At 40.1% G+C, this 26264-nt stretch carries 20 protein-coding genes, 1 pseudogene and 1 CRISPR repeat array; of the genes and pseudogenes, 11 read left to right on the top strand and 10 right to left on the bottom strand.

What is annotated here, in order from left to right:
- Position 1: 1 nt before the first annotated feature.
- From H6G59_RS13350 to H6G59_RS13340, 3 genes and pseudogenes are all read left to right on the top strand, one after another.
- Positions 2 to 1990 carry an RAMP superfamily CRISPR-associated protein gene (locus H6G59_RS13350; protein WP_190715126.1) on the top strand — a complete coding sequence of 663 codons (1989 nt, stop codon included), beginning with the start codon at positions 2 to 4 and terminating at the stop codon, positions 1988 to 1990.
- Between the two features lie 14 nt (positions 1991 to 2004).
- Positions 2005 to 3738: a hypothetical protein gene (locus tag H6G59_RS13345; protein ID WP_190715124.1), complete on the top strand. Its 1734-nt coding sequence runs from the start codon at positions 2005 to 2007 to the stop codon at positions 3736 to 3738.
- A gap of 32 nt (positions 3739 to 3770) precedes the next feature.
- Positions 3771 to 4178: pseudogene (locus tag H6G59_RS13340) on the top strand (Rpn family recombination-promoting nuclease/putative transposase); the annotation flags it as partial.
- A gap of 357 nt (positions 4179 to 4535) precedes the next feature.
- A CRISPR array of direct repeats spans positions 4536 to 7009; the repeat unit is 37 nt; unit sequence GTCTCCACTAACCATGTGGGGACGCATAATTGGAAAC.
- 220 nt (positions 7010 to 7229) lie between these two features.
- Here H6G59_RS13340 and H6G59_RS13335 read toward each other — a convergent pair.
- The 3 genes from H6G59_RS13335 to H6G59_RS13325 form a co-directional block, all read right to left on the bottom strand.
- A complete protein-coding gene (locus H6G59_RS13335) occupies positions 7230 to 8045 on the bottom strand; it encodes a DUF1838 domain-containing protein (RefSeq protein ID WP_190715122.1) in 816 nt (271 codons plus the stop codon).
- Positions 8020 to 9213 carry an AbrB family transcriptional regulator gene (locus tag H6G59_RS13330; protein WP_190715120.1) on the bottom strand — a complete coding sequence of 398 codons (1194 nt, stop codon included), beginning with the start codon at positions 9211 to 9213 and terminating at the stop codon, positions 8020 to 8022. Before H6G59_RS13330 ends, H6G59_RS13335 begins: the two co-directional genes overlap by 26 nt.
- Positions 9214 to 9364: 151 nt before the next feature.
- Positions 9365 to 9886 (bottom strand): hypothetical protein, encoded by a 522-nt coding sequence (locus tag H6G59_RS13325; protein WP_190715113.1) that lies wholly within the window; start codon positions 9884 to 9886, stop codon positions 9365 to 9367.
- 142 nt (positions 9887 to 10028) lie between these two features.
- Here H6G59_RS13325 and H6G59_RS13320 point away from each other — a divergent pair, with 142 nt between their 5' ends.
- From H6G59_RS13320 to H6G59_RS13310, 3 genes are read left to right on the top strand one after another with little or no spacing between them, the layout of a single operon-like run.
- On the top strand, positions 10029 to 10919 hold the full coding sequence (locus H6G59_RS13320; protein WP_190715111.1) for a YihY/virulence factor BrkB family protein: 891 nt from the start codon (positions 10029 to 10031) through the stop codon (positions 10917 to 10919).
- Positions 10920 to 10976: 57 nt separating this feature from the next.
- Positions 10977 to 11480 carry a DUF4112 domain-containing protein gene (locus tag H6G59_RS13315; protein WP_190715109.1) on the top strand — a complete coding sequence of 168 codons (504 nt, stop codon included), beginning with the start codon at positions 10977 to 10979 and terminating at the stop codon, positions 11478 to 11480.
- 19 nt (positions 11481 to 11499) lie between these two features.
- Positions 11500 to 12435 (top strand): alpha/beta fold hydrolase, encoded by a 936-nt coding sequence (locus H6G59_RS13310; RefSeq protein ID WP_190715107.1) that lies wholly within the window; start codon positions 11500 to 11502, stop codon positions 12433 to 12435.
- An 883-nt stretch (positions 12436 to 13318) separates the two neighbouring features.
- Here H6G59_RS13310 and H6G59_RS13305 read toward each other — a convergent pair.
- On the bottom strand, positions 13319 to 13681 hold the full coding sequence (locus H6G59_RS13305; RefSeq protein WP_190715105.1) for a hypothetical protein: 363 nt from the start codon (positions 13679 to 13681) through the stop codon (positions 13319 to 13321).
- A gap of 547 nt (positions 13682 to 14228) precedes the next feature.
- Between H6G59_RS13305 and H6G59_RS13300 the strand changes: the two genes are divergently transcribed.
- Together H6G59_RS13300 and H6G59_RS13295 are read left to right on the top strand one after the other, a co-directional pair.
- A complete protein-coding gene (locus H6G59_RS13300) occupies positions 14229 to 15095 on the top strand; it encodes a M23 family metallopeptidase (protein ID WP_190715104.1) in 867 nt (288 codons plus the stop codon).
- Between the two features lie 186 nt (positions 15096 to 15281).
- Complete coding sequence (locus H6G59_RS13295; RefSeq protein WP_190715102.1) at positions 15282 to 15887, top strand: peptidoglycan-binding domain-containing protein; 606 nt, start codon at positions 15282 to 15284, stop codon at positions 15885 to 15887.
- Between the two features lie 122 nt (positions 15888 to 16009).
- On the opposite strand, the gene wecB is transcribed toward H6G59_RS13295, so the two are convergent.
- Both wecB and H6G59_RS13285 read right to left on the bottom strand, forming a co-directional pair.
- Positions 16010 to 17119 (bottom strand): non-hydrolyzing UDP-N-acetylglucosamine 2-epimerase, encoded by a 1110-nt coding sequence (gene wecB, locus H6G59_RS13290; RefSeq protein WP_190715100.1) that lies wholly within the window; start codon positions 17117 to 17119, stop codon positions 16010 to 16012.
- Between the two features lie 116 nt (positions 17120 to 17235).
- A complete protein-coding gene (locus tag H6G59_RS13285; protein ID WP_190715098.1) occupies positions 17236 to 17607 on the bottom strand; it encodes a hypothetical protein in 372 nt (123 codons plus the stop codon).
- Between the two features lie 677 nt (positions 17608 to 18284).
- Here H6G59_RS13285 and H6G59_RS13280 point away from each other — a divergent pair.
- The 3 genes from H6G59_RS13280 to H6G59_RS13270 all read left to right on the top strand — a co-directional run bounded on the left by H6G59_RS13280 (position 18285) and on the right by H6G59_RS13270 (position 21711).
- Positions 18285 to 19565: a type IV pilus twitching motility protein PilT gene (locus H6G59_RS13280; RefSeq protein WP_190715096.1), complete on the top strand. Its 1281-nt coding sequence runs from the start codon at positions 18285 to 18287 to the stop codon at positions 19563 to 19565.
- 459 nt (positions 19566 to 20024) lie between these two features.
- A complete protein-coding gene (locus tag H6G59_RS13275; RefSeq protein WP_190715094.1) occupies positions 20025 to 20792 on the top strand; it encodes a circadian clock KaiB family protein in 768 nt (255 codons plus the stop codon).
- Between the two features lie 166 nt (positions 20793 to 20958).
- Entirely contained in the window at positions 20959 to 21711 is a 753-nt protein-coding gene (locus H6G59_RS13270) for an MBL fold metallo-hydrolase (protein WP_190715092.1), read from the top strand.
- 176 nt (positions 21712 to 21887) lie between these two features.
- Here the strand turns inward: H6G59_RS13270 and H6G59_RS13265 are convergent, their stop codons facing one another.
- The 4 genes from H6G59_RS13265 to H6G59_RS13250 all read right to left on the bottom strand — a co-directional run bounded on the left by H6G59_RS13265 (position 21888) and on the right by H6G59_RS13250 (position 26072).
- Positions 21888 to 22889 (bottom strand): hypothetical protein, encoded by a 1002-nt coding sequence (locus tag H6G59_RS13265; protein ID WP_190715090.1) that lies wholly within the window; start codon positions 22887 to 22889, stop codon positions 21888 to 21890.
- Between the two features lie 14 nt (positions 22890 to 22903).
- Positions 22904 to 23149, bottom strand: a complete 246-nt coding sequence (locus tag H6G59_RS13260) for a hypothetical protein (RefSeq protein WP_190715088.1) — start codon at positions 23147 to 23149, stop codon at positions 22904 to 22906.
- Between the two features lie 350 nt (positions 23150 to 23499).
- Complete coding sequence (dnaK, locus tag H6G59_RS13255; protein ID WP_190715086.1) at positions 23500 to 25383, bottom strand: molecular chaperone DnaK; 1884 nt, start codon at positions 25381 to 25383, stop codon at positions 23500 to 23502.
- A 194-nt stretch (positions 25384 to 25577) separates the two neighbouring features.
- The gene (locus tag H6G59_RS13250; protein WP_071191156.1) at positions 25578 to 26072 is read right to left on the bottom strand and encodes an Hsp20/alpha crystallin family protein; all 495 of its coding nucleotides are present in this window, start codon (positions 26070 to 26072) and stop codon (positions 25578 to 25580) included.
- Positions 26073 to 26264 lie beyond the last annotated feature (192 nt).

Here is a 26264-nt window from a genome sequence, read left to right as displayed (position 1 = left end):
CATGAATGCTGAAGATGTACCCATGATGTTCCGCGCTCAAATTGATGGACGTTGCCAAATTCAGAGAGTTGTTGATAAGCGAAAAAGTGCAGAAAAACGACAAGATGCAGAGATATGGGTTGATGAATGGAAGGGGATTTTTCCTAAAGATTTACTTCCTAAAGAAGTATCTCACAGCAATCAAGCTGTACCTAATTTCCAGCAGCCAATAAATAAAGCTTTAGCACGTTCAAAACCAAATGTAAAACCCGCAAAAAATACAAACTTTAAATTCCCAGAATTTGGTTCTCAGGTAGAAACATGGAAATACACAATCAAATGGAGATTGGTTTCCAATAGCGGACAAGATGAGGGTTTTATCCGTCCAATTATTGGTGCTAAAGGTTTTCCCTATTTCTCTGGTGCAAGTATGAAAGGTGCTTTTATTCGTGCTTGCAAACAAATTTATGGGAAAGAACAGGGAAGAATAGAAGCAGAAAATTATTGCGGTAAAAAATTAGCAGATGGTAGTAGTAAACCTGGAATTTTGCGCTTTCATGGTGCTTATCCAGTTGATTTAGACTGGACAAAAAAATTAGTAGATATTGTTCACAGTCAAGAAAGCAAACAAGTAATTAAGGATGATAGAGATAACCCAACTAATGCAAATTCTATGATATCTCTCCATCATACCACATTAAAATTCGGTTTTTCTAGTACCGAAGAATTAGATAAATCCGAATGGGATAAAATTAAAAAAATCTGGGAAAGAGCATTAGCTAATGGACTGGGTTCTAGAGTTAGTGCTGGTTACGGATATTTTCAAGAAATTGATTATAATCATCAAGAGCATTCTCATCTACTATTACAAATTAAGCTGAAAGGACAGGGTAGTGTATCAACATTAGTTAATAAAACACCGGAATTTCGTCCGAATATGTTTAAGGCTGCATTACGGGGACATACCTTACGTTTATTAGCAGGAATGACTGACGGAGATACAGCCAAGCAAATTACTAGAAAATTATGGGGTGGATTTGCTGACAAAAATAATCAAGATTCAAAAGATACAAATGTGGGATTATTGGGAATAGATTTTGATTTTAATTTAGAAAATATTAGGTTTACATATAATCCTAAGCACTATGAACTATCTGAAGGAACTTTAAATATTTTTTGTATGCATCCTGAGATAACTGATGCAGAAAGACTCAAATTAATTAATACAGCCAAAGCTATAATTAAATTTACCATGCTATTTGGTGGAATTGGTAAATCTTGGCGTAGAGTATGTCATAAGGAGTTTCACACAACCTATTTTAAAAACCATCCAGACAAGGTGATTGGTTGTCATTGGCAATTTATTAATGAGTCAGAATATTATCCCATTAATAATTTAGAAAATGACCAAAATAATCCCAATAATATTACTAAATATATCCAACAAATTCGTGATGTAATTCGGATTTGGATACCACAAGATAAACAAATTAAACAGGATGTTAATTTATTAACCAATAAACCAACACAGAAAGCTACAAATACAACTGTCACAACCAATATACCCAATAACAAAAATATATCAAAACCAAATCAAGCTCCTATTCTCAAATCTCCACCAAAACGTCCCGAAACTGTCCAGAATCAACCTCAAAATCAATCAAATAAAAATGATGACATCACACAATGGCGGGAAGCTTGGTATGCACCGAAAGTACAAGTGTGGGCGCGTTTTGCAGAAAATGGCAAAAGTCTAGCAATTCACTGGTTTCATGATGCTTATAAGGGGAATGATAGAATTAGAAATCCTCATATTTTAGCGGGAAAAATGGGAAATACAGGACGCATTTGGCATCGTATGTATCCGCGTTTTGTGACTAATGAGCAGGGGAAAGTTGTGTCAGGGAAAGGTTATGTAGAGTTGCTGATCATTTTCCCTGATGAATCTTCAGAAACTACAAAGTTTTTGGCTTTTCTTAACGAGAATAGTGAATTTAAAAAAGTTTGGTAATTAGGAGAATTAATATGTCAATTTGGATTATTACAACAGGTAATAGTGATGTGCAGTTAAAGACCGATGATAACTGGGAAAGGCCGTTATATGAAGAAGTGAGGTATGATGATCAGAAAGATATCAGAAAATGTGATAAATTTGCAGCTATTCAGGAAGACAAAACTACCGAACTTTATCCTGTTCCTGCCAGGATATTAGGCATAGTGTATGGAAATCATGTACAGGATAATTATTATGGCAATTTGGCTTTTCCGTTATTAGATACTTTTACTCAATATTTTGTGAATAAGCCCGATGAAAAGCCATCTATGCTTATTGTATTGTTGACTGACCAAAGAAATATATTTGTTGATGAAAATGGTGATTTGAATGAGCAGGTAGAACATGAATTTTCTCCTTTTTGGCAGGATACTTGTACTTTAGAGCCTATATTTAAAGAGTATTTTCAACAACATTTAATTTTCTCATCAGTTAAACTAGAATTCTGCACTTTAAGACCACGTAAGAAATCTCACACTTCAGAACCATCTAAGGAAGGACTAGATAACTGGGAAAAAACTTTAGATTTAGTGAAAGAAGAATTCCAAAAGATTCAAAAAAAATTATCAGAATCTCCTGAATATGACCCCAAAGAAACTGTATATGTTAGCCATCAAGCGGGAACTCCGGCAATATCTTCAGCAGTACAATTTGTCAGTTTAGGTAATTTTAATAACGTCAAATTTTTATCAAGTAATATATTTTTTAATGATGATGATAAGCCGTCATCAGAGCCTCAATTAGTTGAGATTTCTAATTACTGGATGGGAATTCAAATTGAAAAAGCAAAACAATTAGTTCGTAAGGGTTTACCTGGTGCTGCTTTGTCTATGTTGGAGGAAATTGGTTATGAAGATACTAAAAACGTTATGCCACGTTTAAAAAACATGGTGAGCGTGTTTAATATTCGTAAAAGTCTGATCAAAAAAGATGAAAATGAATTTTATGTGAAGCCAGCTATACAACGGGTTGTTGATTCACTATCTTTAATAGAGATTTTCTTTAAAGAAAAAAATTATATTCAGGGAATCACATTATTAGCTGCTGCTCATGAAACATTTTTAAAGGCAGCTATAATCAATGAATTATATAGTCGCTATGAAACTTTTGATTCACCAATTAGCGGAAAATTAAGGGTGGATGAAGTGATTGTTTGGAATCAAGAAGGTTTGGTTTTTAAAACTAACGAGGAAGATACGAAAAAAGATGAAAAAGATAATTATTTAAAAGACTTGCTAGGTGTAGATAGAAGCATAAATATTAAAGAGGAAAAAATCGGAATTTTGGAACAATTATTTTTTCCTGTCAAAAATAATTATAAAAAACTCAATCAAGGCGAGTTGGGTAATTTTTCTGACATAGGAAGCAATCAAGGTATGGTTGCGTGGCTATGTGAATTGTGTAAACAAGCACCAAAAAAGAATTTTCAACCTTGGACACTTCTGAAATGGATAGGTAAATATGTAAGAAAACGTGAAGCAGACCGCCGCAATCAATTAATGCACAATCTACGTGGAGTTACGGAAAGAGATGTTATCCGATATCTTTTAGGTGATCAGTCTGATTCAAGCAAGCGAGATGTCTTAACCATTTACCAGCAGGAAGTTAAAGAAAAATTTCTGAATGAAATCAAGAATTTAGGTCTACCTTACAAGGAGAGGAATTTATACGATGAACTAGAAGCGATCGCCAACGACATCACTTAATCCCCAACCATCTCACCCTCCAAAATGTACCACTACCCATCGGTGTTGCTACGATTAAGTTAGTCATGGAAAATGAAGATAGAGCTATCCAATTAGCTAGGGAGTTAATTACCAGAACCAATCAAGAAATTGCATCTGTAGGCCAACAGCAACAATTATTACAAATTATTGAAACTATTTTGGTTTATAAATTTCCCAGCATGGACATCGAGGAGATACAGGAAATGTTTGGATTGAGCGATTTAAAGCAAACACGAGTATACCAGCAAGCCTTTGCAGAAGGAGAACAGAAAGGAGAACAGAAAGGAGAACTTAGAGGAAAGCTACTAGCAGTACCAGCAATGTTAGCTGCTGGGTTAAGTATAGAACAGATAGCACAGGCTTTAAGTTTACCTATAGATGAGGTGAGACAAGCTGCACAGCAACAATCTTCTCGTTGATGATGAGATGCTTTAAAGGAACTACTGCACGATACCTTCGCGCGCTTCATCTCTAAAACTCACCCAATGCGATCGCTAACGACATCACTTAAAACACTACCTAAAACTGCGCGACCCAGGGGGTGTATTTATCGAACGCTTGTTATATAACCTCTAAAGGCTTATCAGCTATGGCTTTGGAGGTCTTTAGGAAAAAAAGAGGCTCGCGCAAAGTCTGTAATCTATGCCAGCAAAGGGTTTGAGGCATTTTTCATTAAGGGAGGACTTGACAAGCGATCGCTCAAACGGTACTTTTAAGTTTCATCCGCGCAAATGGGTGTCCAAAGCCTTGTCTATCAAGTCTTACTGACCCCCGCTGTCTCCACTAACCATGTGGGGACGCATAATTGGAAACTTGTGAAGTTGCTATAGTGTGATACCCATAAAGCACTCGTCTCCACTAACCATGTGGGGACGCATAATTGGAAACGATTGCATAGAACCCATACCGCTTAAACTTAGATTTGGGTCTCCACTAACCATGTGGGGACGCATAATTGGAAACCACCTTGTTCATCATCGGGCTTGAAACAATCTTAATAACCCTGTCTCCACTAACCATGTGGGGACGCATAATTGGAAACAACATCATAGGTAGTGCAACATTTTTTATAAGCCATGGTCTCCACTAACCATGTGGGGACGCATAATTGGAAACAGGAGCGACAATAGGTATTACCATCAATGTCAACACCTCGTCTCCACTAACCATGTGGGGACGCATAATTGGAAACGAGTATCCCGCAATCTTCCAAGCTACATCAAAATCAAGTCTCCACTAACCATGTGGGGACGCATAATTGGAAACCGCTAAATTTAGAGGCGAACTCCAATAAACTGCCCAGGTCTCCACTAACCATGTGGGGACGCATAATTGGAAACCGCTGATATCTCACTAGCAAGCTTGGATAGATACTCTGGTCTCCACTAACCATGTGGGGACGCATAATTGGAAACTGGGTAGACTTTCGTACAATGAATTGGCGAATACCCGTCTCCACTAACCATGTGGGGACGCATAATTGGAAACTTTTTCTCTTTTAATTTAATACCGTTCGTTGGTTTGTCTCCACTAACCATGTGGGGACGCATAATTGGAAACGATAATCAGATTTCCAATTACCATTTCCCTGTAAAGTCTCCACTAACCATGTGGGGACGCATAATTGGAAACATTGGAGGGTGCAACCATGTGGCAAAGGCAGAATCGAGTCTCCACTAACCATGTGGGGACGCATAATTGGAAACTCTAACGGCTGGCTTTAGTCTTTCAATAGACTGAGGTCTCCACTAACCATGTGGGGACGCATAATTGGAAACTTAAAACTTCTTCCTCTGCATTTTCTTTGACAATGTCTCCACTAACCATGTGGGGACGCATAATTGGAAACGAAAGTGAGAATTTTGGCGATCGCATTAAGAAGCCGCGCGTCTCCACTAACCATGTGGGGACGCATAATTGGAAACTTCTATTTTCTTTAGGTCGTGGCATTTTCATATGTCTCCACTAACCATGTGGGGACGCATAATTGGAAACTAATGAATTTGCTATAGTGTGATACCCATAAAGCACTCGCGTCTCCACTAACCATGTGGGGACGCATAATTGGAAACCTACCAAGGAGACAAACTTCAGGAGCTAATTAACGTCTCCACTAACCATGTGGGGACGCATAATTGGAAACGAGCTAACAGAAACCATGACGGTCGATATGTTCGGTGGTGTCTCCACTAACCATGTGGGGACGCATAATTGGAAACTACGTAGAGCGTGTACCCGATACCCCCAATTAGAAAGTCTCCACTAACCATGTGGGGACGCATAATTGGAAACTTCCCAGATCCTTGAGCGCCAATTAAGTTTAGAATTCCGGGTCTCCACTAACCATGTGGGGACGCATAATTGGAAACTCGGTACTTGCCGCCGAAATAACGCAGTAAAGGAGGGTCTCCACTAACCATGTGGGGACGCATAATTGGAAACAATGTTGTATTTAAGTAGGCAATTTCTTGAACATTTGGGTCTCCACTAACCATGTGGGGACGCATAATTGGAAACTAAGTCTCGAAAGTCGTTAGGATCGATGATTTTGGGTCTCCACTAACCATGTGGGGACGCATAATTGGAAACGGGGGGACTGCTTTACTAACTTCGGGGAAAGTAAGTCTCCACTAACCATGTGGGGACGCATAATTGGAAACTGCATTGTGTAGTCTACTGAAGTTAGATTTTGACTAAGTCTCCACTAACCATGTGGGGACGCATAATTGGAAACAACAATATAGTTGTCAAGAGTATTAATAGCTGACTTGAGTCTCCACTAACCATGTGGGGACGCATAATTGGAAACAATTCTTCAATATTCATTAAAACTCCTCCATTTGATGTCTCCACTAACCATGTGGGGACGCATAATTGGAAACATCAAAAAGTTTTAAAGAAAAATAAACCGGGCCAATGTCGAGTCTCCACTAACCATGTGGGGACGCATAATTGGAAACCGGATTTTCCAGTACTGGTTACACACCTACCGCAATTAGTCTCCACTAACCATGTGGGGACGCATAATTGGAAACCAAATCCAAAAATCAATTGATTTTCTGCCATAAGTGTCTCCACTAACCATGTGGGGACGCATAATTGGAAACTCCCTGCCATCTTGAACTAATCCTGAACTAAATTGTCTCCACTAACCATGTGGGGACGCATAATTGGAAACTCCTCCCGTAGTATATTGACCTCCCATAAACCAAAGTCTCCACTAACCATGTGGGGACGCATAATTGGAAACTAACAAAGGCATCATCAATCTGCTTTCAATACCTTTGAAGTAGTTAATATTAGTGAAGATATAACGACTTCAAAGGTAGAAACTCCTGTAAGTGAAGCAGAACGAGTTGGTAGTAACTTAGAAAAAGCTACTAGAACTCGCAGAGAATCAAAGCAATCTGTTTAAAAAAGATGAACTAGCGGGAAATCCTGTTATTCGTCAAAATGTATTTGACAGACTACTAGCTTTCCTCTGCTGCTGGTAAGGGAAAGATTTCTCCAGCTAAATAAGCGGGAAAATGCTTTTGGAAATATAACCAAGACGTTATATCTTCCCCTTCCATAAAGGCTTTTGGAGCTTGCTTATACAAAGGAACGCGAGTATTGATTTCTGCTTGTAGAAGTGGGGGTAATTCTGTAAAACTGCGGACTTTGCTGCCAGTAGCACTGTAAATAAGATAACCGGGGCGGTCGCCCATTTTCATCCAAGGCAACCATTGACCAATTCTATCCCAACTTAGCTTCAGTTCTGTCACAGAGTTCAATTCTGAGTTCACTAAATCTGCACTAGGGACTGTGATTTTAAATAATTCCGCAGCTTGATAGATTGATGATGGACAATATTCAGCAAATTTGGCATCTTCTGCTAAAGGATTGGGATAATTGGGAAAGATATCAAAGACGAAGGTACTATTTTCTCCATCAACTTGCACAGGAAATTTACCGCTAAACTTACCTTGCACTGGACTATTGGCAACGTGCATTACCGACACTGTTTCCCCTGTCCAAGGGTTTTCCCATTTCCGCAAAATCTCATCTGTGTCAGGCTTTAGGTAGTAAGTTAATTCTCTAGAAGTAAAATCCCAACGGCCTTCCAGAGTGGGAATACACCGACTCACACTCATGCCCACAATTTTAAACAATAGTTGTCGTTTTTCACTAGGAACAAAGCTATAAATTTTACCTGTCCAAATTAGGAAAGTCGATTCATTTGAATCTAGTGAAGAACGAGTTTTTACCCATTGTTGGGCATCAACTTCTTGAATGTGGGATACCATCTGCTGTTTGCTCCATAAAATTGTCAAAACGGCGAAATAAAAACAACCATAGAGGTAAAGAACTGTTAATTGCAATCAATCGGACTATATGCCCAGTTGTGACAATTTCGACATGATGATTTAGAGTCAGGGCGACAAGAATCATTTCTGCTGATCCTCCTGGTGCTGTCACTAGCAGACAAGTCAACCAGTCCCAAGTAGTTAATTTCATCGCTAGTATAGCAGCGATCGCACCCACAATGAGTGTCATGGCGACGGAAACCCCAGCATAGCCTAAAGTCAGTTTGTCAAATTTGGGTTTATCTCCCCAATATTCGCCTATAGTAATTCCCAGCAGCATTTGTCCCACTAATTTAATTAAAGTTGGTGGGGTAAAGTCAATATCACCCATAAAAGGCAATATATCTAGTAAAGGATTAATGGCAATACCAATTAACAGCGCCCCGAAAAAATCACCTGCGGGAATTTGGCCTAATTTAACCAAATAAACCAATAATGCTGTAATTAGCAAGACTAATAAGAGTAATCCTAGTTGTATGGGATCGAAACTGATTAAAGTTGATTTTACTGGCAGTACAGGCAAATTCCAGGAATTACCAAGGGATGTTTTGGCAATAAAGGGAATGATGACAACGACGGAAGTAACACGAATGGCTTGGACTAATGCCACTAGACTAACATTGCGATTGTAATCTGCTGCGATCGCTGACATTACACCCACACCACCAGGAACTGTGGCCAGCATTGCCGTCAAAATGTTAGTTTTACTAAAACGAGAATAAAAATAGCCAATCCCCATACTGCACAGCAGCATGAAAAAAGTCAGCACAGCAAAAATCGGCAAGTCAGCAGCTACATTACCTAGATGATCTGGTGCATTGGCAGCACCAACTGTTAAACCGACAAGTGCCATTCCTACCTTTCTCGCAGTCCGGTTTGGTTTAGGTGTATATTCGTACAAAACTCGATATCCCTGACATACGAACACACCAGCCACAATTCCCCCAAATATCCAGGCAATTCCCCCAACTTGCAATTTTGCCAATAGGAACCCTAAAGGCAATGCTAATAATAGTTCACCACCAATAATAGTCAGTGGATTTATCATTAGCTGTTGTTTAGTAACCGATTTCTCCTGAGTGGAAGCAGCACTGCTGTTTTGATTCATTACAAAACTTAGAATTTAGGTTTTATTTGCTAGTATCACTAAAATTTGTTCAAAATAGACATAGCAGTGAAAATTAAATATGCGTTCTTATGCGTTTTCTGGAACCCTTGTAGAGAAGTTCCAGTGAACGTCTCTACTGTGTCGGAGATATCTAATCTTTCCCCTCTGCACCCTGCTCTGTGCTACTGTGCTTCATATCCCCGGCTCGCACCTTTGCCAAGCTATCAATAGCATCACCCAAAGCAGTTGTCAGACTTTTACGAGTTTGAGCGTGGTTATCTTGCTCGGTTTTCAAAGCTTGTAACAAGCGATCGCGTTCTTTGATTAAGGAGATGAGTGTGGCTTTTACATCCTCCACAGATGTTAGTTGTGTAATTTCTGGTTCAATAGCTGTTGTGTCAGTAGCTTTGAGAGCGTCTATACCATGCAGTTTCTGAAGTTCAGCTTTTAAAGATGCGATTCCTTCGGAGCGCTTCGCTATCGCTTGTTGGTACATTCTGGCATCTGCACGGCGTTGTTCTGATTCGGTATTATATAACTGTCGCCATTTCTGTGAACTTTCCCAAGCCTCATCACGTTTTTGCTGAAGTTCCGCCATCTGCTGTTTCAAGGCTTGAATTTCAGCCAACCACTGTTGTGTTAACCGGGCAGCTTTATCAGTATTTTCAGTCATTACTTTAGTTAAGTGTAGTTAAAAATTATTCTGTAAAGTAGAATCACTCAGGAAGCCACCACTAACAACTCTGCCATAAATCTGCTCGTCCGATACTTATATTAATTTTTACTTTTCAACAAGGTGCAACTTGTAAATATATATGTCTAAGCCTCGTTTTGTCAGCTTCTTTCATCACCTCACTTGGCGTACACTGAAAAAAACCTTTGCCAGAACCATCGAAATCAGACTTTTGGGACTGGCTTCACAAATTGCCTTTAATGCTATGTTATCGCTGTTTCCAGCAATTCTTGCCCTGCTCACAGCCATTGGGTTAATGGCAGAATCCTTACAAAACACATTTCTTCAACTAGCCATGCGACTGAGTCAAATTGTACCCCAAGAAGCTTGGATTTTAATTAGTGATTTTGCTACCCAAGAAATTGCCGACTCTAAAAATAGTGGTTTGTTTTCTTTAAGTTTTCTACTCGCTATTTGGACAGCTTCTGGTGCCGTCAGTACTGCCATGACTACCTTCGATCAAATCCAGCAAGTTAGCCCAGAAAATACCCGCCCCTTTTGGAAAGCTAAACTCATTTCATTAGGATTAACAGTTGGGACGATTTTACTATTAATATTAGCTTCATTCCTCGTATTTACCAGCGATTTAATCTTAGGAATAGTAGTGAGTGGCAGTGCTGCCCTAGAATTCTTATTGCATATTTGGCAATTGTTACTCTGGCCTTTAGCCTTGGTAATCGTTGCCTCTACTTTTAGCTTAGTCTATCGTTATGGTTCTAGCGTCTGGAAACAGGGTATACCACTAATGCCAGGGGCTGTATTAGCCGCTATATTCTGGGCAATTCTTTCTGCTCTATTTCGCCTTTATGTCACCAATTTCGGCAACTATAATAAAGTCTATGGTGCAGTAGGAACTTTCATAGTTTTAATGCTGTGGTTATGGATGAGTGCCTTTGTTTTCCTCATCGGATACCAATTGAATATTACTGTCGGTGAAGATATACACTCAAAAACATCACTGAAACAATCTTGAGTACTGTTAGCAATATTGCTGCTTTTTTCCAAATTCCAAATTACTACTTACCAAAAAATGTCTAATTCTCCTCATCGATCTGCCAGTGAAGCTGATGGTTATGCACCTACATTAAAGCGTCTAAATCAAATTAGTAGATTATTGGATAATGCTATCACCATTCCCGGCACTCAAGTGGGAATTGGTTTAGATCCCATTCTGGGATTAATACCTGTTGGTGGTGATGTTTTGGGAGTGATGCTTTCTATCTACATTATCATCGAATCGGCTCGAATGGGCGTGTCTAGAGCCAGTTTGAGCAGAATGGTTGTAAATATTATCATAGATTCCTTAATTGGCGCTGTACCCATGCTAGGAGACTTTTTTGATTTTGCATGGACAGCTAACAATTATAATATCAAGTTATTAGAAGATTACTTAAAATCTCCTGGTGAAAAAAAGAAAGCTGATCAGGGTTTTATTATCGCCCTTTTCGCGGGATTGTTGTTGCTTGCTATTGTCTTAATCGCCTTACCCGTGATATTAATAAGATTGCTATGGAACGCCTTAACTGGCAGCTAAATTAGTTATTAATCACGTAATGCAAGATTGGTGGCAAGTTAATTTTCCCAAAGGGCGGCAAAATCTAATTATTACTGATGCCAATGGCTACCCCGTACAAATAGCCTACGGCGAAAAAGGTACAGGTCAGCCGTTGATTTTATTACATGGTTTAGGTAGTTGGAGTTATAATTGGCGGCACAGCATAAAACCCTTATCGCAATATTTTCGGGTGATTTGTTTTGATGCTAAAGGCTATGGTTTCTCAGAAAAACCTCTATCACAACGAGAACAAAATGGTCATCAAGTACTTGAACTCAAGCGAATTATTCAGGCTTTATGTGATGAACCACCTATAATTGTAGCAGAGTCTTTAGGTGCATTAGTTGCTCTGGCATTAGCTGAAAAATATCCTCAATTAATCGGGCGTTTAGTAGTAATTAATGTGCCTGTTTTCGCGGAAAGTTTACCCCATTGGGTCATGGGAATACTTGCCAAAATTCCATTAGAAATAATACATACTATAGATTCTCTCCGTCTAGCATATTGGTTTGCACCTATAATCAGAGAAATAATGGCTATAGAAAGACGCAAGGTGCTATTTGATCCTACAATTCTCTCAGAGGAAGATGTTTATTGGATCACTTACCCGTTTATTGAAATTCCAGGTACTTTGGTAAAAGTTACTGAAGAGTTACAAATAGCAATCAAGGAAATTGAGAATTTCCAAACCAAAAAGCCCAATATACTGACTAGCATTCAAAGTAATCTCAGTACTATTGAATGTCCTACTCTCGTTTTATGGGGTGATCAAGATAGTTGGTTCCCTGTAAGTCATGGCAAAAAATTACATCAACATATCCCTAATTCGCGCTTGCAAATTTTGCAGAATTGTGATCATGATGCCTCAACAGGTGCTGCTGATGTTGTAAATGCAGCAATTTTAGAATTTTTAAAAGCTACCAGTTCCTATTAAACTTTGCCGTATATAGCATTTTCTAGTCTAATGAAGTACAAAATTATCTGTGTTTATCTGCGTACCCTGCGGGAAGCAAGCTACATCTGCGTTTAATTATTACTGCTTGCACCTCACTTGAATGGGAATTGCTATACATAGGAATCATAAATGATAGCTGATAGCTTGCGTGGCGTAGCCATAAAATTTTAAGTCTCTTAGTAAGGTGGGCATTGCCCACCCTACGTATATTTCATACGTATATTTCAAAAATCAAATATTATTCCTATAATAAGTTAATAATTGGCTATTTATGGTAACTTTGGTTTTGTTATTAATGGCTTTTTAACAATTACCAATTACCAATAAAAGAAGAGTGGGAGAAGACATATCAAGCGCCTTTAATCTCCCACTCTGCATTTGCTGCTGTGGCGTTCAGGAATATTTATTAGACGCTGCCTGCCTGTTATTTAGGGGGCTAAGTTATACATTAAAGACAACGCCTATACGCTAGTAATATTCCTGTTGCAGCAAATGTGAAACCTGATTATTATTTTTCTACTGAAAAAATAGGAAAATAAAATTGTTGGTAGATTGCTTTATATGTCCTTAATCAAGATTTGAGAAAAAATCTTTTTAGACTAAGTTTGTAATGTAGTACCCCTGATAACAACACCCTTAAAGTCGTTTATCTTTCATCAATTTAACTGGGTTACTCACAGATTGGTTGCCAAGTTGGCAGTTTTTATCAGTTATCTGTTATGAGTGATTAGTTATCAGTCTCAGAGGATGTTTGAAAAGTATTTTTATTCACATCAAAACATAGAAAATTTAACCCACTTCGTCACCCTAGCTGGTATTGGGGGTTTGCTTACACCTGACACTCACTCTCAACCCTATACTTTCAAATTCGTTGTGGAAGTTTGAGTAAACGAAAAATAACCAAACAACCAGAAGCACAAGTTAGAGCGATCGCTAAGATTAACCATGCTGGTGTAGCATTGCTAGTATCAGAAGTTATGGCGATTGGTTGTTTAACGACTAAATTTGGGGGTTTTTCTGGTTGTTTCTGGGGAACATCCCCAACATAACTCAGTTCATAATAGCTAAAGGTTGCAACTCCCAGAGGAATTCCCAACAACCCAACAAACAAAATCCAAGGATACTTTACCAACAGATTCTTAGGTTGAGATGTCTCTTTTACTATCTCTAAACTGGTTTCCGTGGCTTGGCTTGACTGCTGCTTTACACTTTGACTTTTATCCATGATTCATTTCAGATTTGCATCCTCTAGTACATGATTATACTAGAATACACAAGTATGAGCAGCAGTAATGCCATGCCTGATATCAAGTCCGGTTAAAATAATTCGTAATAGTGCCTACGGCAGGCTACCGCCAACGTAATTCGTAATTCGTAATTCGTAATTCGTAATTCGTAATTCGTAATTCGTAATTCGTAATTCGTAATTCGTAATTCGTAATTCGTAATTAAGTTTTGCAACGGGGATTTAGACCTCGACACAAAACTTGCTGCCTTGTCACCATGTCACCGCGTCTGTCCATTTGTATCAACCTGAAAGTGAAACGGTATAAGTGCTGTATAGATTCATCTATAGCCGTGGACAGGGTGGTTAGGACATCAATTAATAATGAAACTCTCACTACAAGAGGGTTTTACTCCTGACTCCTGACTCCTGACTTCTGACTCCTGACTCCTGACTCCTGACTCCTGACTCCTGACATATCTGTAACAATTTTCCTGATGTCAGATGAGTGCTGCTGAAACAGCAAATAAGAATTCAAAAGTTTTTTATGCCAAAAAATCCTCTTTCTCGGTTCTGTACTTATACCTTGATAGGGTTAATATCTTTAACATCTGTTTTAAGTACAACTACCTCTGCGTCACCTCAGACAGTCAAAGCTTCCCTAGTTCAACCAATTCCCTTGCTTAGTAATAACTTAATCTGGCCGACTCAAGGAATTATTTCTCAAGGTTTCCGTAAATATCAACATGAGGGAATTGATATCGCCGGTGCTATTGGAACTCCTATCTTCGCTGCTGCATCTGGTACAGTTGTCAAAGCAGGCTGGGATGATTGGGGATTAGGTAATGTGATTGAGATCAAACATCCCACTAATGGTAGTTTAACAGTCTATGGTCACAATCGACGTTTGTTAGTCAGCAAAGGTCAACAAGTCAACCAAGGTCAAATAATTGCGGAAATGGGATCTACAGGTAATAGTACAGCCCCTCATCTGCATTTTGAGTTTTATCAAAATAGTCGTTTAGCGGTTGATCCTTTACACCTATTACCTGCCTCCATTATGGCTAAAACACCCGTAGAGCGACCAGTTTCACCTTCACAACCAATTCCCGTCAATATTAATCCCGTAAATTTTGAGACTGAATGCGCGGGGGTTACAGTTATGACGGGTGAGACGGCAAAGATTCGTGTCCAAGTCTGTGAAGAAAACGGTCAACTCTTTTACATTGGACAATTAAAACAAGATACCAGTAAACCCGTGAAGATAGCTGCTCGAAGTGTGGGTAAAGACAAATATCAAGCAGATAACGGTACTTTTTCATACCTAATTACCCCAGAAAAAGTGGAAGTATGGCGCTACGGGAATCAGATTCGCTCTGAGAATTTTAATACCTCTGAGCGCCTTGGGAATTAAGGCTGTTGATCATTTTAGTAATTTATCATTTCGGCAAAAACACCCTATGTGACAGTTCAAAGGGCGGAATATGGCATCAAAATTTCTGCTAATTAAAGAGTATAAAATACATCTAGATTAAATCTAGAGAAAAACAAGTTAACTGTCTGTAATATCCCAATTATTTACATAAAGGAGCAGGGAATCATGGAATATATGGCTTATTCCCATATGTATATGTCTAATGAAGAGACACCTGTAAATATCGAATTGAATCTTCCTACCTTACCAGTCATCAATTGGCAAAAACTGCTGAAATCTTCTGCTTGGTTGGCTTTAGCTGGTGTAACTGTCTTTCTTGCCGCTGTTTCCCAAGTTCAAGAAGCTTCCGCAGAATATGTCAGAACTAATGGTAGTTGTTTATATATCCGTAGGGGTCCTAGTGGCGGTAACTCCTCTGTAGCTTGTGTACCTAATGGCACAAATATTGGGTCTACGGGGAATGTGAGTAATGGTTTTGCTCAAATTACTTCAGGACGTTACAAAGGATATTATGTGGCTGAAAGATGGATTGGGATGAATCCGGGGACATCTCCCAATCGTCCTAGTCCCGGTGTTGGGGGTCGAGTTTTATTGGCACAGGGAGCCAGAGGTGAGCGCGTGAGAGTGGTTCAAAGAGCTTTAGGGATAAGAGTTGATGGTGTTTTTGGACCAAATACTGCTCAACAAGTCCGCAATTTTCAAAGAAGAAATGGTTTGCGTGTAGATGGTATCGTTGGCCCTGCAACTCGTAGCGCTTTAGGTATTAGTTAGAGGTGATTGGAGATATGGTGTTCGGTTGATTACTTACTATTGCTGAAGAACTCCACCCGGTCAAAAGTGGCTTTTAAAACCCCTCCACGAGACAGTGGGGAGGGGTTTTGAGTATTTATTTTTTACCCCAAATAATTTTTCACAATTTCCAAAATGCGTTCTGCTGCATGACCATCCCCAAAGGGATTAATTGCATTAGCCATTGCTGTGTATGCTTCAGGGTTACTTAATAACTCACTTGCAGCAGCAACAATACTCTTAGTTTCAGTTCCCACTAATTTAGCTGTACCTGCGGTAACGGCTTCTGGTCTTTCTGTGGTGTCTCTGAGAACCAAAACAGGTTTACCTAAACTGGGTGCTTCTTCTTGTAAACCACCGGAGTCTGTTAATAATAAGTGCGATCGCTCTATTGCCCCTACTAATTGACCATAATCTAAGGGTTCTGTCAAGAATATGCGCGGATGATTACCTAACAACTGCTGCAATGGTTCTCTAACTGTGGGATTGCGGTGTAAGGGCAATAATAAGGCTGTATCAGGAAATTTATCTAAAATCTGTAAAAAACTTTGTGCGATCGCTTGCAGTGGTTCTCCCCAATTCTCGCGACGATGCACTGTTACCAGTATAGTCCTATATTCATCCCAGTTTAAACCCGGTATATCACAAGCTGGGTGGGTTGCGGCTACGTTCAACAATGCATCAATCACCGTATTACCCGTTAGGTGAATTTCTCCCAATACACCAGAAGCTTGCAAATTTTCCACCGCTAGGGAGGTGGGAGCAAAATGTAATTGGGTGATTTGGGAGATTAACCTTCTATTAGCTTCTTCTGGAAAAGGATTAAATAAGTCATCAGTTCTTAACCCTGCTTCCACATGACCTATAGGAATTTTTTGATAAAATGCCGCTAACGCTGCCGCAAAAGCTGTTGTAGTGTCTCCCTGGACTATAACTAAATCTAGCTTTTGTTCTATAAATAACGCTTCTAAACCTTGCAAACTCCGACAGGTAATATCATTCAGAGATTGTTTAGGCTGCATAATCTCTAAATTATGATCTGCCTTTAAGTTGAACAACTGCATCACCTGTTCAACCATTTCTCGATGTTGTCCAGTCAGAATTACCTGTAATTCCAAATCAGGGGAACCTTGGAAAACCTGAATTACCGGCGCTAGTTTAATCGCTTCGGGACGAGTACCCAAAATAATACCAACTCGTTTTTGATTAGTCATGAGTTATTAGTCATTAGTTATTAGACAACTGATAACTGATAACTGACAAAAAACCAACATGAAAAAACCCGGCTTAACCGGGCAGATGCACTGTTCATCGAGTTTAACAATGTTAACTATTTAAGTTCACAAGTTAAGGGACAAGCTGCAAAAACAGTAGTCTGCGCCTTGTCTTCCTCTCCATGAAGCCAGCTTAACCATCTGACCTCTTTAGGATGAACACCTTTAGCAGTCAGCACACCAGCCATAATCAACACTGTCATAACATTGAACATGATTAAACCACCTGCCACCAGCAGCACTGCACTAACAGGCATTACAGATTGCAACACAATCGATAACAGGCATCCGACCGTAGCCATTACCACAATTAATGGAAAACCAACAACTAGCAGACATACTGCCAATGTGAAAGTCCATATCAAAAAGCTTTTCATCATTAACAAGGAGTAGGTCTTTCCTTGATTAGAGCTTTCAGCCAAAACCATGACTTTTCCTCCCAAATTACATAGCAAAGTTTAAAATTTAACTTTCAGTCGCTTCTCGCTGTTTGCGAGTTAACTGAATTAACCTCAGTGAAACCCAGTATATAGAACCCTACTGGAAAAATGAGCATTTCTTTACTAAACTTTACAGTTTGTTTTTTGTAATTATGAATGTCTAGTCCGATTCAGGTTTCAGGAGTCAGGATGCTTTTTCTATAGGTCTTTAGAAATATATCCTTTTGGGTATGAGAGCAAACCTTTGATTATCCGAACCTCAGTTGCCGATAGCTTAACATTTCTTATAAAAAGTCAGACCACCTCTCATAATTCTCAGACAGGTTAATTAACGGCTGAAAAAATTATCTGTTCCTGATTGTGGTTGCAAACTGTATCTATGAACTATGAAAAATTTCTCATTTACTATGATTTAAAAGCTGAGAACAAGGCTAATTCTATATGTAGTGGCATTAAGAACAAGCGATTTACCAATTATTTGCGGAATAATACGGAAGATTAACCGGTGTAAAACAAGGTTATATTGGGGAAAGAATTTCTACACCATCGATAAATATTGGAATTAAAAGCAAAAAACTACACAGTTACGGTTGATTAAGAGAGTTTCAACCCTGTTCCCTATTCCCTGCGCTAACTAAATAATTTATTTTGCACTCCTTCCTTATATGACAGAATCAAAACCCCGCAATCTACCACCAGTACCGCCACCACTACCAACATCATCTGCACAGCACGAACCGACAAAAACGTTGCAGATGTCAACAGAGAGGATGAATAATCCTACTGCACTTAACAATCCCCTACCACCGGGTATGCCTGCTGCCGCCCAACGTCCAGTTGCACCACCACCAATGCCTATGGCTATGGCTACTCCCAAAAAGCCATTAGGGATGACTTTAGCACAGCTTATTCAAGAAGCTTTTGATCAGGGATTTTCTGACGTTCACTTAGGTGTTGGAGAAATACCCCGCTTCCGTAATCGAGGAGAAATTGAACCCACCAATTATCCAGAAACCGATAAAGAAACTTTTATGGGTTGGTTACGGGAGATTATGAGCGATGGAGAAATTCAGAGGTTTCAAGACAATCTAGAATTTGACGGTGCGACTCAGTACGAATTTGCCCGTGTACGGATTAATGTCTTTGATACCCTCAGAGGCTATGCAATGGTGCTGCGGTTAATTCCGCTCAAAATCTTGTCTATGGATCAATTGAGATTACCTCCAGTTTTTCGGGATATTTGCCACTATCACAAAGGGTTGATTTTGGTGACAGGCCCCACTGGCTCAGGTAAATCTACGACAATGGCAGCGATGGTTGACTACATCAACAGAGAGATGCCTAAGCATATCATCACCATTGAAGACCCAATTGAATTTGTCCACCAAAGCCGCAAGTCCTTAATCAAGCAGCGGGAAGTGGGAATGCACACCCGGAAGTTTGACAACGCCCTAAAAGCAGCTTTACGGGAAGATCCTGATTTGATTCTGGTGGGGGAAATGCGGGATAAAGAAACGGTCAACACTGCTCTAAAAGCGGCTCAAACTGGTCACTTGGTTATGGGAACCCTGCATACCAATAGTGCTGTAAAAACTATTGAGCGGATTCTTAATCTCTACTCAGGTGAGGAACAGGATGCAATGCGGGTGGCAATTTCTGAGTCTTTAGTGTCTGTGATTGCCCAAGGTTTGTGTCGCACAACTGATGGTAAACGGGCAGCCTTCCACGATATCCTGATTAACACCGAGGCGGTGAAAGAATGGATTAAAGATGGTAAATATGATGAAATTGCCGAATTGATGAAGCAAGCCAGCTTTGATGGCATGGTGACTATGAATCAGTCCTTACTCAATTTGTACCAAGAAGGTCGCATTACTGAAGAAACCGCCTTGGAAATGTCACCAACTCCCAATGAAATGGCGCAATTCCTCCGAGGACGTGTTTAATGGTGATTGGTGATTGGTCATTGGTGATTGGTGATTGGTGATTGGTGATTGGTGATTGGTGATTGGTGATTGGTGATTGGTGATTGGTGATTGGTGATTGGTCATTGGTCATTGGTCATTGGGAATAGGTAATTAAGTTATTCTTCATTTTCTCCGTGTCCCCGTGTCTCCATCTCCCCGTGTCTCCATCTCACCGCGTCACCCCATCCCCGTGTCCCCACCCTCACAAGGGTAGGTATTTTACATTGTCGTGAGGGCAAGGCTTGGGGGACAAGGAAGGACAGTGGACAAGGGAGGAAAACCGTACAAAATCATATTCTTTTAGTAGCAAAAAGACCATTGTGCGGAGAAAATCTTCCTTGTCTACTTTCCCTCCTTGCCTTCCTAGTCCTGCCTTAACAGATAATATTAAAAACCTACCCTTGTCAGGTGTCCCCACCACCCTAGTCCCCAGACACTGTGATCAAGTTACCTACAGATAAACTATCTAGACCCCAGTTGTTCAAAGGGATTGCTCTGTTTACACCTGGAGGCGATTTAATTTATTGCATTGACCCTAGTAAACAGGGACGATGGCATTTGCATTTGTGTGCGGCTTTGCAAGAAATCCTAGATTTACCAGAGCCGCCCCATTTTTTAGTGCCTTGTTATACAGCGACCATTGATCACTGGCTTAATCCACGCACGCAACAAGTGCAGACCTTTGCGGAAGCTTATCCGGCTGTTATTCGCCACCAAACAGTGCTAAAAGCTATTTTTGGCACGGGGGAGCTAGTATGGCAAACAGCACCTTGGCAAGAAGGATTGTGCGATCGCCTGGTGTTGGCAACTTATCGCTCCTCATTCCCCCAGCTTTGGGAAGACCATGACTTAATTGTCCGCTTAGACCTTGCTGAGGTAACACCACAATACCCGCAAAGAGTGATAACTGCACCACAGACAACACTCAATACTCAAGGCTATGTCCTGCGCCTGTTTGTGGCTGGCCATAGCGGAGCCACTGAACGGATTTTGGAAAATTTACACGAATTACTAGAGCGATCGCTTGGATATCCTTATACTCTCAAAGTGATCGACGTTTTAACACATCCAGAACAAGCCGAAATCAATCAAGTTTCCGCAACTCCCACCTTAGTGAAGGTTTGGCCTCAACCAATTCGGCGAATTGTTGGCGATTTAGATAATGTAGACAAACTTTTACAGATGTTAGGCGCGAAAGAAAAATAGACATACAGTAGCAATCAGTTTAGTAAGGGTTTAGCAATGCTAAACCCCTACTGTTTTTTCTCTGTCCCCGCGTCCCCCTGTCCCCCCATCTCCCCATCTCCCCATCTCCCCAATCCCCAAACAATTCATAATTAAAACAGGCATTAATCTTACAACCTAGGCGGCTATGTACTTCACTTGGTTAGACAGCAATAGTTGGCTGATGGAAATTGGCGGACAAAGGATACTAATTGACCCTTGGTTAGTTAGTTCTTTAACTTTTAACAATTTGGATTGGTTATTTAAAGGTTCTCGACTTCAAGAGCGGCCGATACCAGAAAATATTGACTTGATTCTGTTATCTCAGGGTTTGGAAGATCATGCTCACCCTCCCACCCTCAAGCAACTTGACCGGAATATTCAGGTTGTAGCTTCTCCCAATGCGGCCAAAGTAGTAGAAAAGTTGGGTTACACCCAAGTTATCACCCTGGCTCATGGTGAACATTTCACATTGAATGATCAAGTAGAAATTAAGGCTTTTCCTGGTTCTCCTATTGGTCCGACTCTCATAGAAAACGGTTATCTGCTCAAAGAGTTAGCGAGTAATTTAACGCTTTATTATGAGCCGCATGGATATCATTCACCCCAACTGAAGCCGCTTGCACCTGTTGATGTAGTAATTACTCCTATGATTAGCCTGGGTTTACCTGTCCTAGGTTCGATTATTAAAGGGATGAATAGTGCTTTAGAAGTAGCCAAGTGGTTGCAACCTCAAATTATGCTACCTACAGCTGCTGGAGGGGATGTGTTATTTGAGGGATTGTTAAACAAATTCATACAAACTCAGGGAAGTATTGAGGAATTTCAAGCTTTATTAGAGAAAAACAATTTGTCAACGCGGGTAATTGTACCTAATCCTGGTGAACAAGTCACTTTTTAATTTTTAAATCTATCAGGAGGAGACGCGGAGATGGGGAGATTGGGAGAGTATTTATCTTTCTTCGTCCTGCCCTCTGCCCTCTGCCTCCTTCCCCCTGTCTCCGTGTCTCCGTGTCCTCTTGTCCCTGCTCCCTGGAACTATATCTATGAAATAGCACTCCTCATTTTCAAGATTGTTCAGCGAGAAGTTTTCTGAAGAATGGTATTGGCATCCCAAGTATAGAAGCCAATTTGGTTAGGAACTCTGGAGAATCTTCCAGTCCGATGACCTCTAGATAATTCATTCAGCACTTTGTTTTTTACCTCTCTGAGTTGCTGAGAATCAATGTCTCCATAAATTCCATTGACTATTTCATTGACGCTGAAAATTTGCCCAGGATTTTGCTGTAAGAAAGAGGTGATAGCATCAATCAAAAATTGACCATCAAAAGCTCTGAGCATCGGTACTACTTCGCTCTTGGGTAAAATGAAAGATTTTTTCTTTCGGGTTTTGACACTCTGAGCGAAGGCATGGTGAGGATTTGGGGCTAACAAACTTAAAACCAGAGTATAACAACCAGGTTCATTAGGAATAGCTGACCAGTAACCCCTTTCTCTGCCTTGGGTGAGAGAGGACTGGACTCTACCTTTGACTACTCTGAAGATAGTTGGCTCCAACTCGCCATAAAGCGATCGCACAATAAAATCTATATGGCACACAGTACCAGCATATTCATGCAATAGCTTTTTCAGAGCTTCCATTCGAGTTAGAGCCTGATATTGGGGTAGCATCGGAACTTCTGCCCTCTTGATGAAATGATCATCGTTTTCTGAGGGGAGATTTGGAAGCGGAGAATCTTCTTTCTCTTGAGTTGGAGAAGTTGCATAATCTATCTCCAATTGATCTAAGTTGGAAAGTTCTGATTCTATAGACTCTAAAAAGTCTAAGTCAGAATTGTTATCTGATGACAGAAACAAGAGTGACCCTTCTTGATCAGCATTTTCAAGTTGTGAAAATTGTTCATGATCATTTGCATAAGACCAGTTAGACAACAAAGCTTCCGCATGATCAAGTTGCGATCGCGCCTCTATAAATAGCCGTTGGTATTCTTGTGTAAGACCAGCATAATAGTCTCGTAATTCCAACAATGGCTTGATAAATACGTCTGAAGGTGGTTGTAGCTGTTCTTTGGGATTCATATCACTTCAATCAATCAATCTAAATTTATGCCACTTTGATAAGACATTGGTCGAGGTTTTGCCTTTTTAGATTCTTGGGGCGATCTTTTAGGTGCTTGGGGAGGGCGACAGATTTCACAATATAAGGGTCGAGGTCCAAAAGTTTCGCGTTTAGTCGGCTGATCACATTCTTTACAGACAAAGTTGAAGATTCGAGTATGAATCTGTCTTTTATGCGCTCTGACAGTATATTCCCTAACATCAATGGTTTTAGTGGCCATAATTAATAATTGCAACTTTCAGTCCTCTTAATATAGCTATTCAAGCAAATGAAACTGCATCAGTGTGTGTTTTAGTGCAACTTTTCTTCAAATCATTAAAATAAAAGCCCAGCATAAGATACAAACTTTAATTGTCAAGAATAAACAGCGAAGCAATCTCAGCCCCTGGGATTGTTCCGCTGTACTAAGTTTTCCTGACACTGAAACTTCGTATTGAATTAAGTCTTTCTACTTGTTCATCTCTGCTTACTGATAATCTGGATAAATAAGAAGTTAAAAGCATCCTCCTCATGGATGAAATAGAAGGATAAAGTTGTTCATCCTTCGTAATTTATGATTCATCCTTTTTTTTACTTATTTTCCACAAAATCAGCATCTATCACATCTTCTCCTCGACTACTTTGTGGTTCACCACTTCCATTGGAGGTTCCTGCGTGGGCATAAACTGCGCTACCAACTTGCATCAAGGTTTGCTGTAATTCACTGCTGAGAGACTTAATGCGGTCAAAGTTATCTTGGTTAATCGCTTCCCGCAAATCCTTGACTAAATCTTCAACTCGGCTTCTATCAGCTGCACTTACTTTATCACCCAAATCTTTGAGTTGTTTCTGGGCTTGATAAACTAAAGAGTCTGCCAAATTCTTGCTGTCAATTTGTTCACGTCGTCTTCTATCTTCTTCCGCATGAGATTCTGCATCCCGCACCATATTTTCCACATCCCGCTTATCGAGAGTAGAAGCACCTGTAATCGAAATTGACTGCTGTTTACTCGTAGCCTTATCTTTGGCGGTGACAGAGAGAATACCATTAGCATCAATATCGAAGGTAACTTCAATTTGCGGAACACCTCTTGGTGCTGAAGGAATACCATCAAGGCGGAAAGTACCTAAACTCTTATTATCTTTAGCGAATTCTCTCTCACCTTGCAAGACGTGAATTTCTACATTATTTTGACCATCAGCCGCAGTCGAAAAGATTTCTGATTTCTTCACCGGGATAGTTGTATTTCGACCAATAATTTTGGTCATCACACCCCCCAAAGTTTCCACACCTAAAGACAAGGGAGTAACATCAAGTAAGAGGATATCTTTGACTTCTCCAGACAATACTCCTGCTTGGATAGCCGCACCCACCGCTACAACTTCATCCGGGTTCACACCTTGACAAGGGTCTTTACCTGTAATTCTTCGCACCAATTCTTGTACAGCAGGAATGCGAGTCGAACCACCAACTAAGACAATTTCATCAAGTTGAGCATTACTGAGTTTTGCGTCTTGTAGTGCTTGTTGGACTGGTTGACGACAACGATCAAGAAGGTCGGCTGTCATCTCCTCAAATTTAACTCGTGTCAGTGTCATATCCAAGTGCTTTGGCCCTGTTTGAGTAGCGGTAATAAAGGGCAAATTGATATTAGTTTGAGTCGCACTGGAAAGCTCAATCTTTGCCTTTTCTGCCGCTTCAGTCAATCTTTGTAAAGCTTGTTTATCTTTACGTAAATCAATACCTTCATTACTTTGAAACTCCGACGCTAACCAATCCACAATTTTTTTATCGAAGTCGTCACCACCTAAATGAGTATCCCCACTGGTGGATTTTACTTCAAAAACACCATCACCAACTTCTAAAACGGAAACGTCAAATGTCCCACCACCCAGGTCAAACACCAAGATAGTTTCATTTTGCTTTTTGTCAAGACCATAAGCAAGGGCTGCTGCTGTTGGTTCGTTGATAATGCGGAGAACATCTAAACCAGCAATTTTACCTGCATCTTTGGTAGCTTGCCGTTGAGAATCATTAAAATAAGCAGGAACTGTAATTACTGCTTGAGTAACTTTTTCTCCTAAATATTTACTAGCATCATCAACTAACTTTCTCAATACTTGGGCAGAAATTTCTTCAGGTGCAAAATCCTTACCTGCTGTGGGACAGTTGAGTTTCACATTACCGTTGCGATCGCGCAGAGTTCTATAAGTAACTTCTGTGGCTTCATGGGTAATTTCTTCATATTTGCGCCCAATGAAGCGTTTAACAGAATAAAAAGTGTTTTCTGGATTCATTACCGCTTGTCGTCTAGCAATTTGACCAACCAAGCGTTCACCACTTTTAGTGTAAGCTACAACTGAAGGAGTAATGCGTTGTCCTTCAGAATTAGCGATTACTAAAGGTTGACCCCCTTCCATAACCGCAACACAAGAGTTTGTCGTTCCTAAATCAATTCCCACTACTTTTGCCATATCTTCCCCTTGGGCTTCAGTAGAAATTTACTTTTTTAGTAAGCATTCAGCTATATCTCGTTATCTCGTTCCCAGTCTCAGACTGGGAATGCAATCACAGAGGCTCTGCCTCTGCTATCACACTCAGGCAGAGCCTTCTAGAATTCATTCCCATACTCTGTATGAGAACGAGAAAATTAGAAATTAGTTACAAATTAACCGAGATTAACTTTGAACGCTTTTTGTTTTTCTGGTTCTGCTTTTGGCAAGTTCAACCGCAGAATACCATCTTTATATTCAGCTTGAACTTGTTCATGTTGGACCAGAGAAGGTAAAGGAATTACCCGTTGGAATTTGCCATAACGGAATTCAGAACGAGTGTAACCTTCTCTTTCTGTTGTGGTTTCCGATTTCCTTTCACCAGTTATAGAAACAGCTTCAGGGGTTACTTCCACATTTACATCTTTCGCTTCCAGACCAGGTAATTCTAGTCTCAATTTGAATGCGTCATCAGTTTCTTCAAGTTCGGCAGAAGGAATAAAGGTAATTCCTCCTCTTTCACCCCCATCAGTTGGTATAATTCTTTCAAACAAACGATTCATGCGCCGTTGTAGGGTATCCATTTCGCGGAGTGGGTCCCAACGTTCAAGTTCGCGGAATGGTTCTAGGCGTTCAATGTCCCGGAGTGGGTCCCAACGAATAAGTGCCATATCTATCTCCTGTACAATCCTCTAATTTGGCTTGTGGAGGCTGAATTTCAAGCTTCATCGATGGCAAATAACGGTCATACTTTTTTAAATCTTTTCATGCCTGAAGCTTAATCTTTAGCTTCCTACTTAAACAATAACACTAGGATATAAATTCAGTGGGTTCGGTTTTATTGCTATGGGAATCGCAATAGC

Origin of the sequence: Anabaena lutea FACHB-196, from assembly GCF_014698305.1 — a bacterium.
Classification (GTDB): domain Bacteria; phylum Cyanobacteriota; class Cyanobacteriia; order Cyanobacteriales; family Nostocaceae; genus Anabaena; species Anabaena lutea.
Note: the sequence above shows the minus strand (reverse complement) of the source record. Positions and strands in the feature narration are given on the sequence as shown.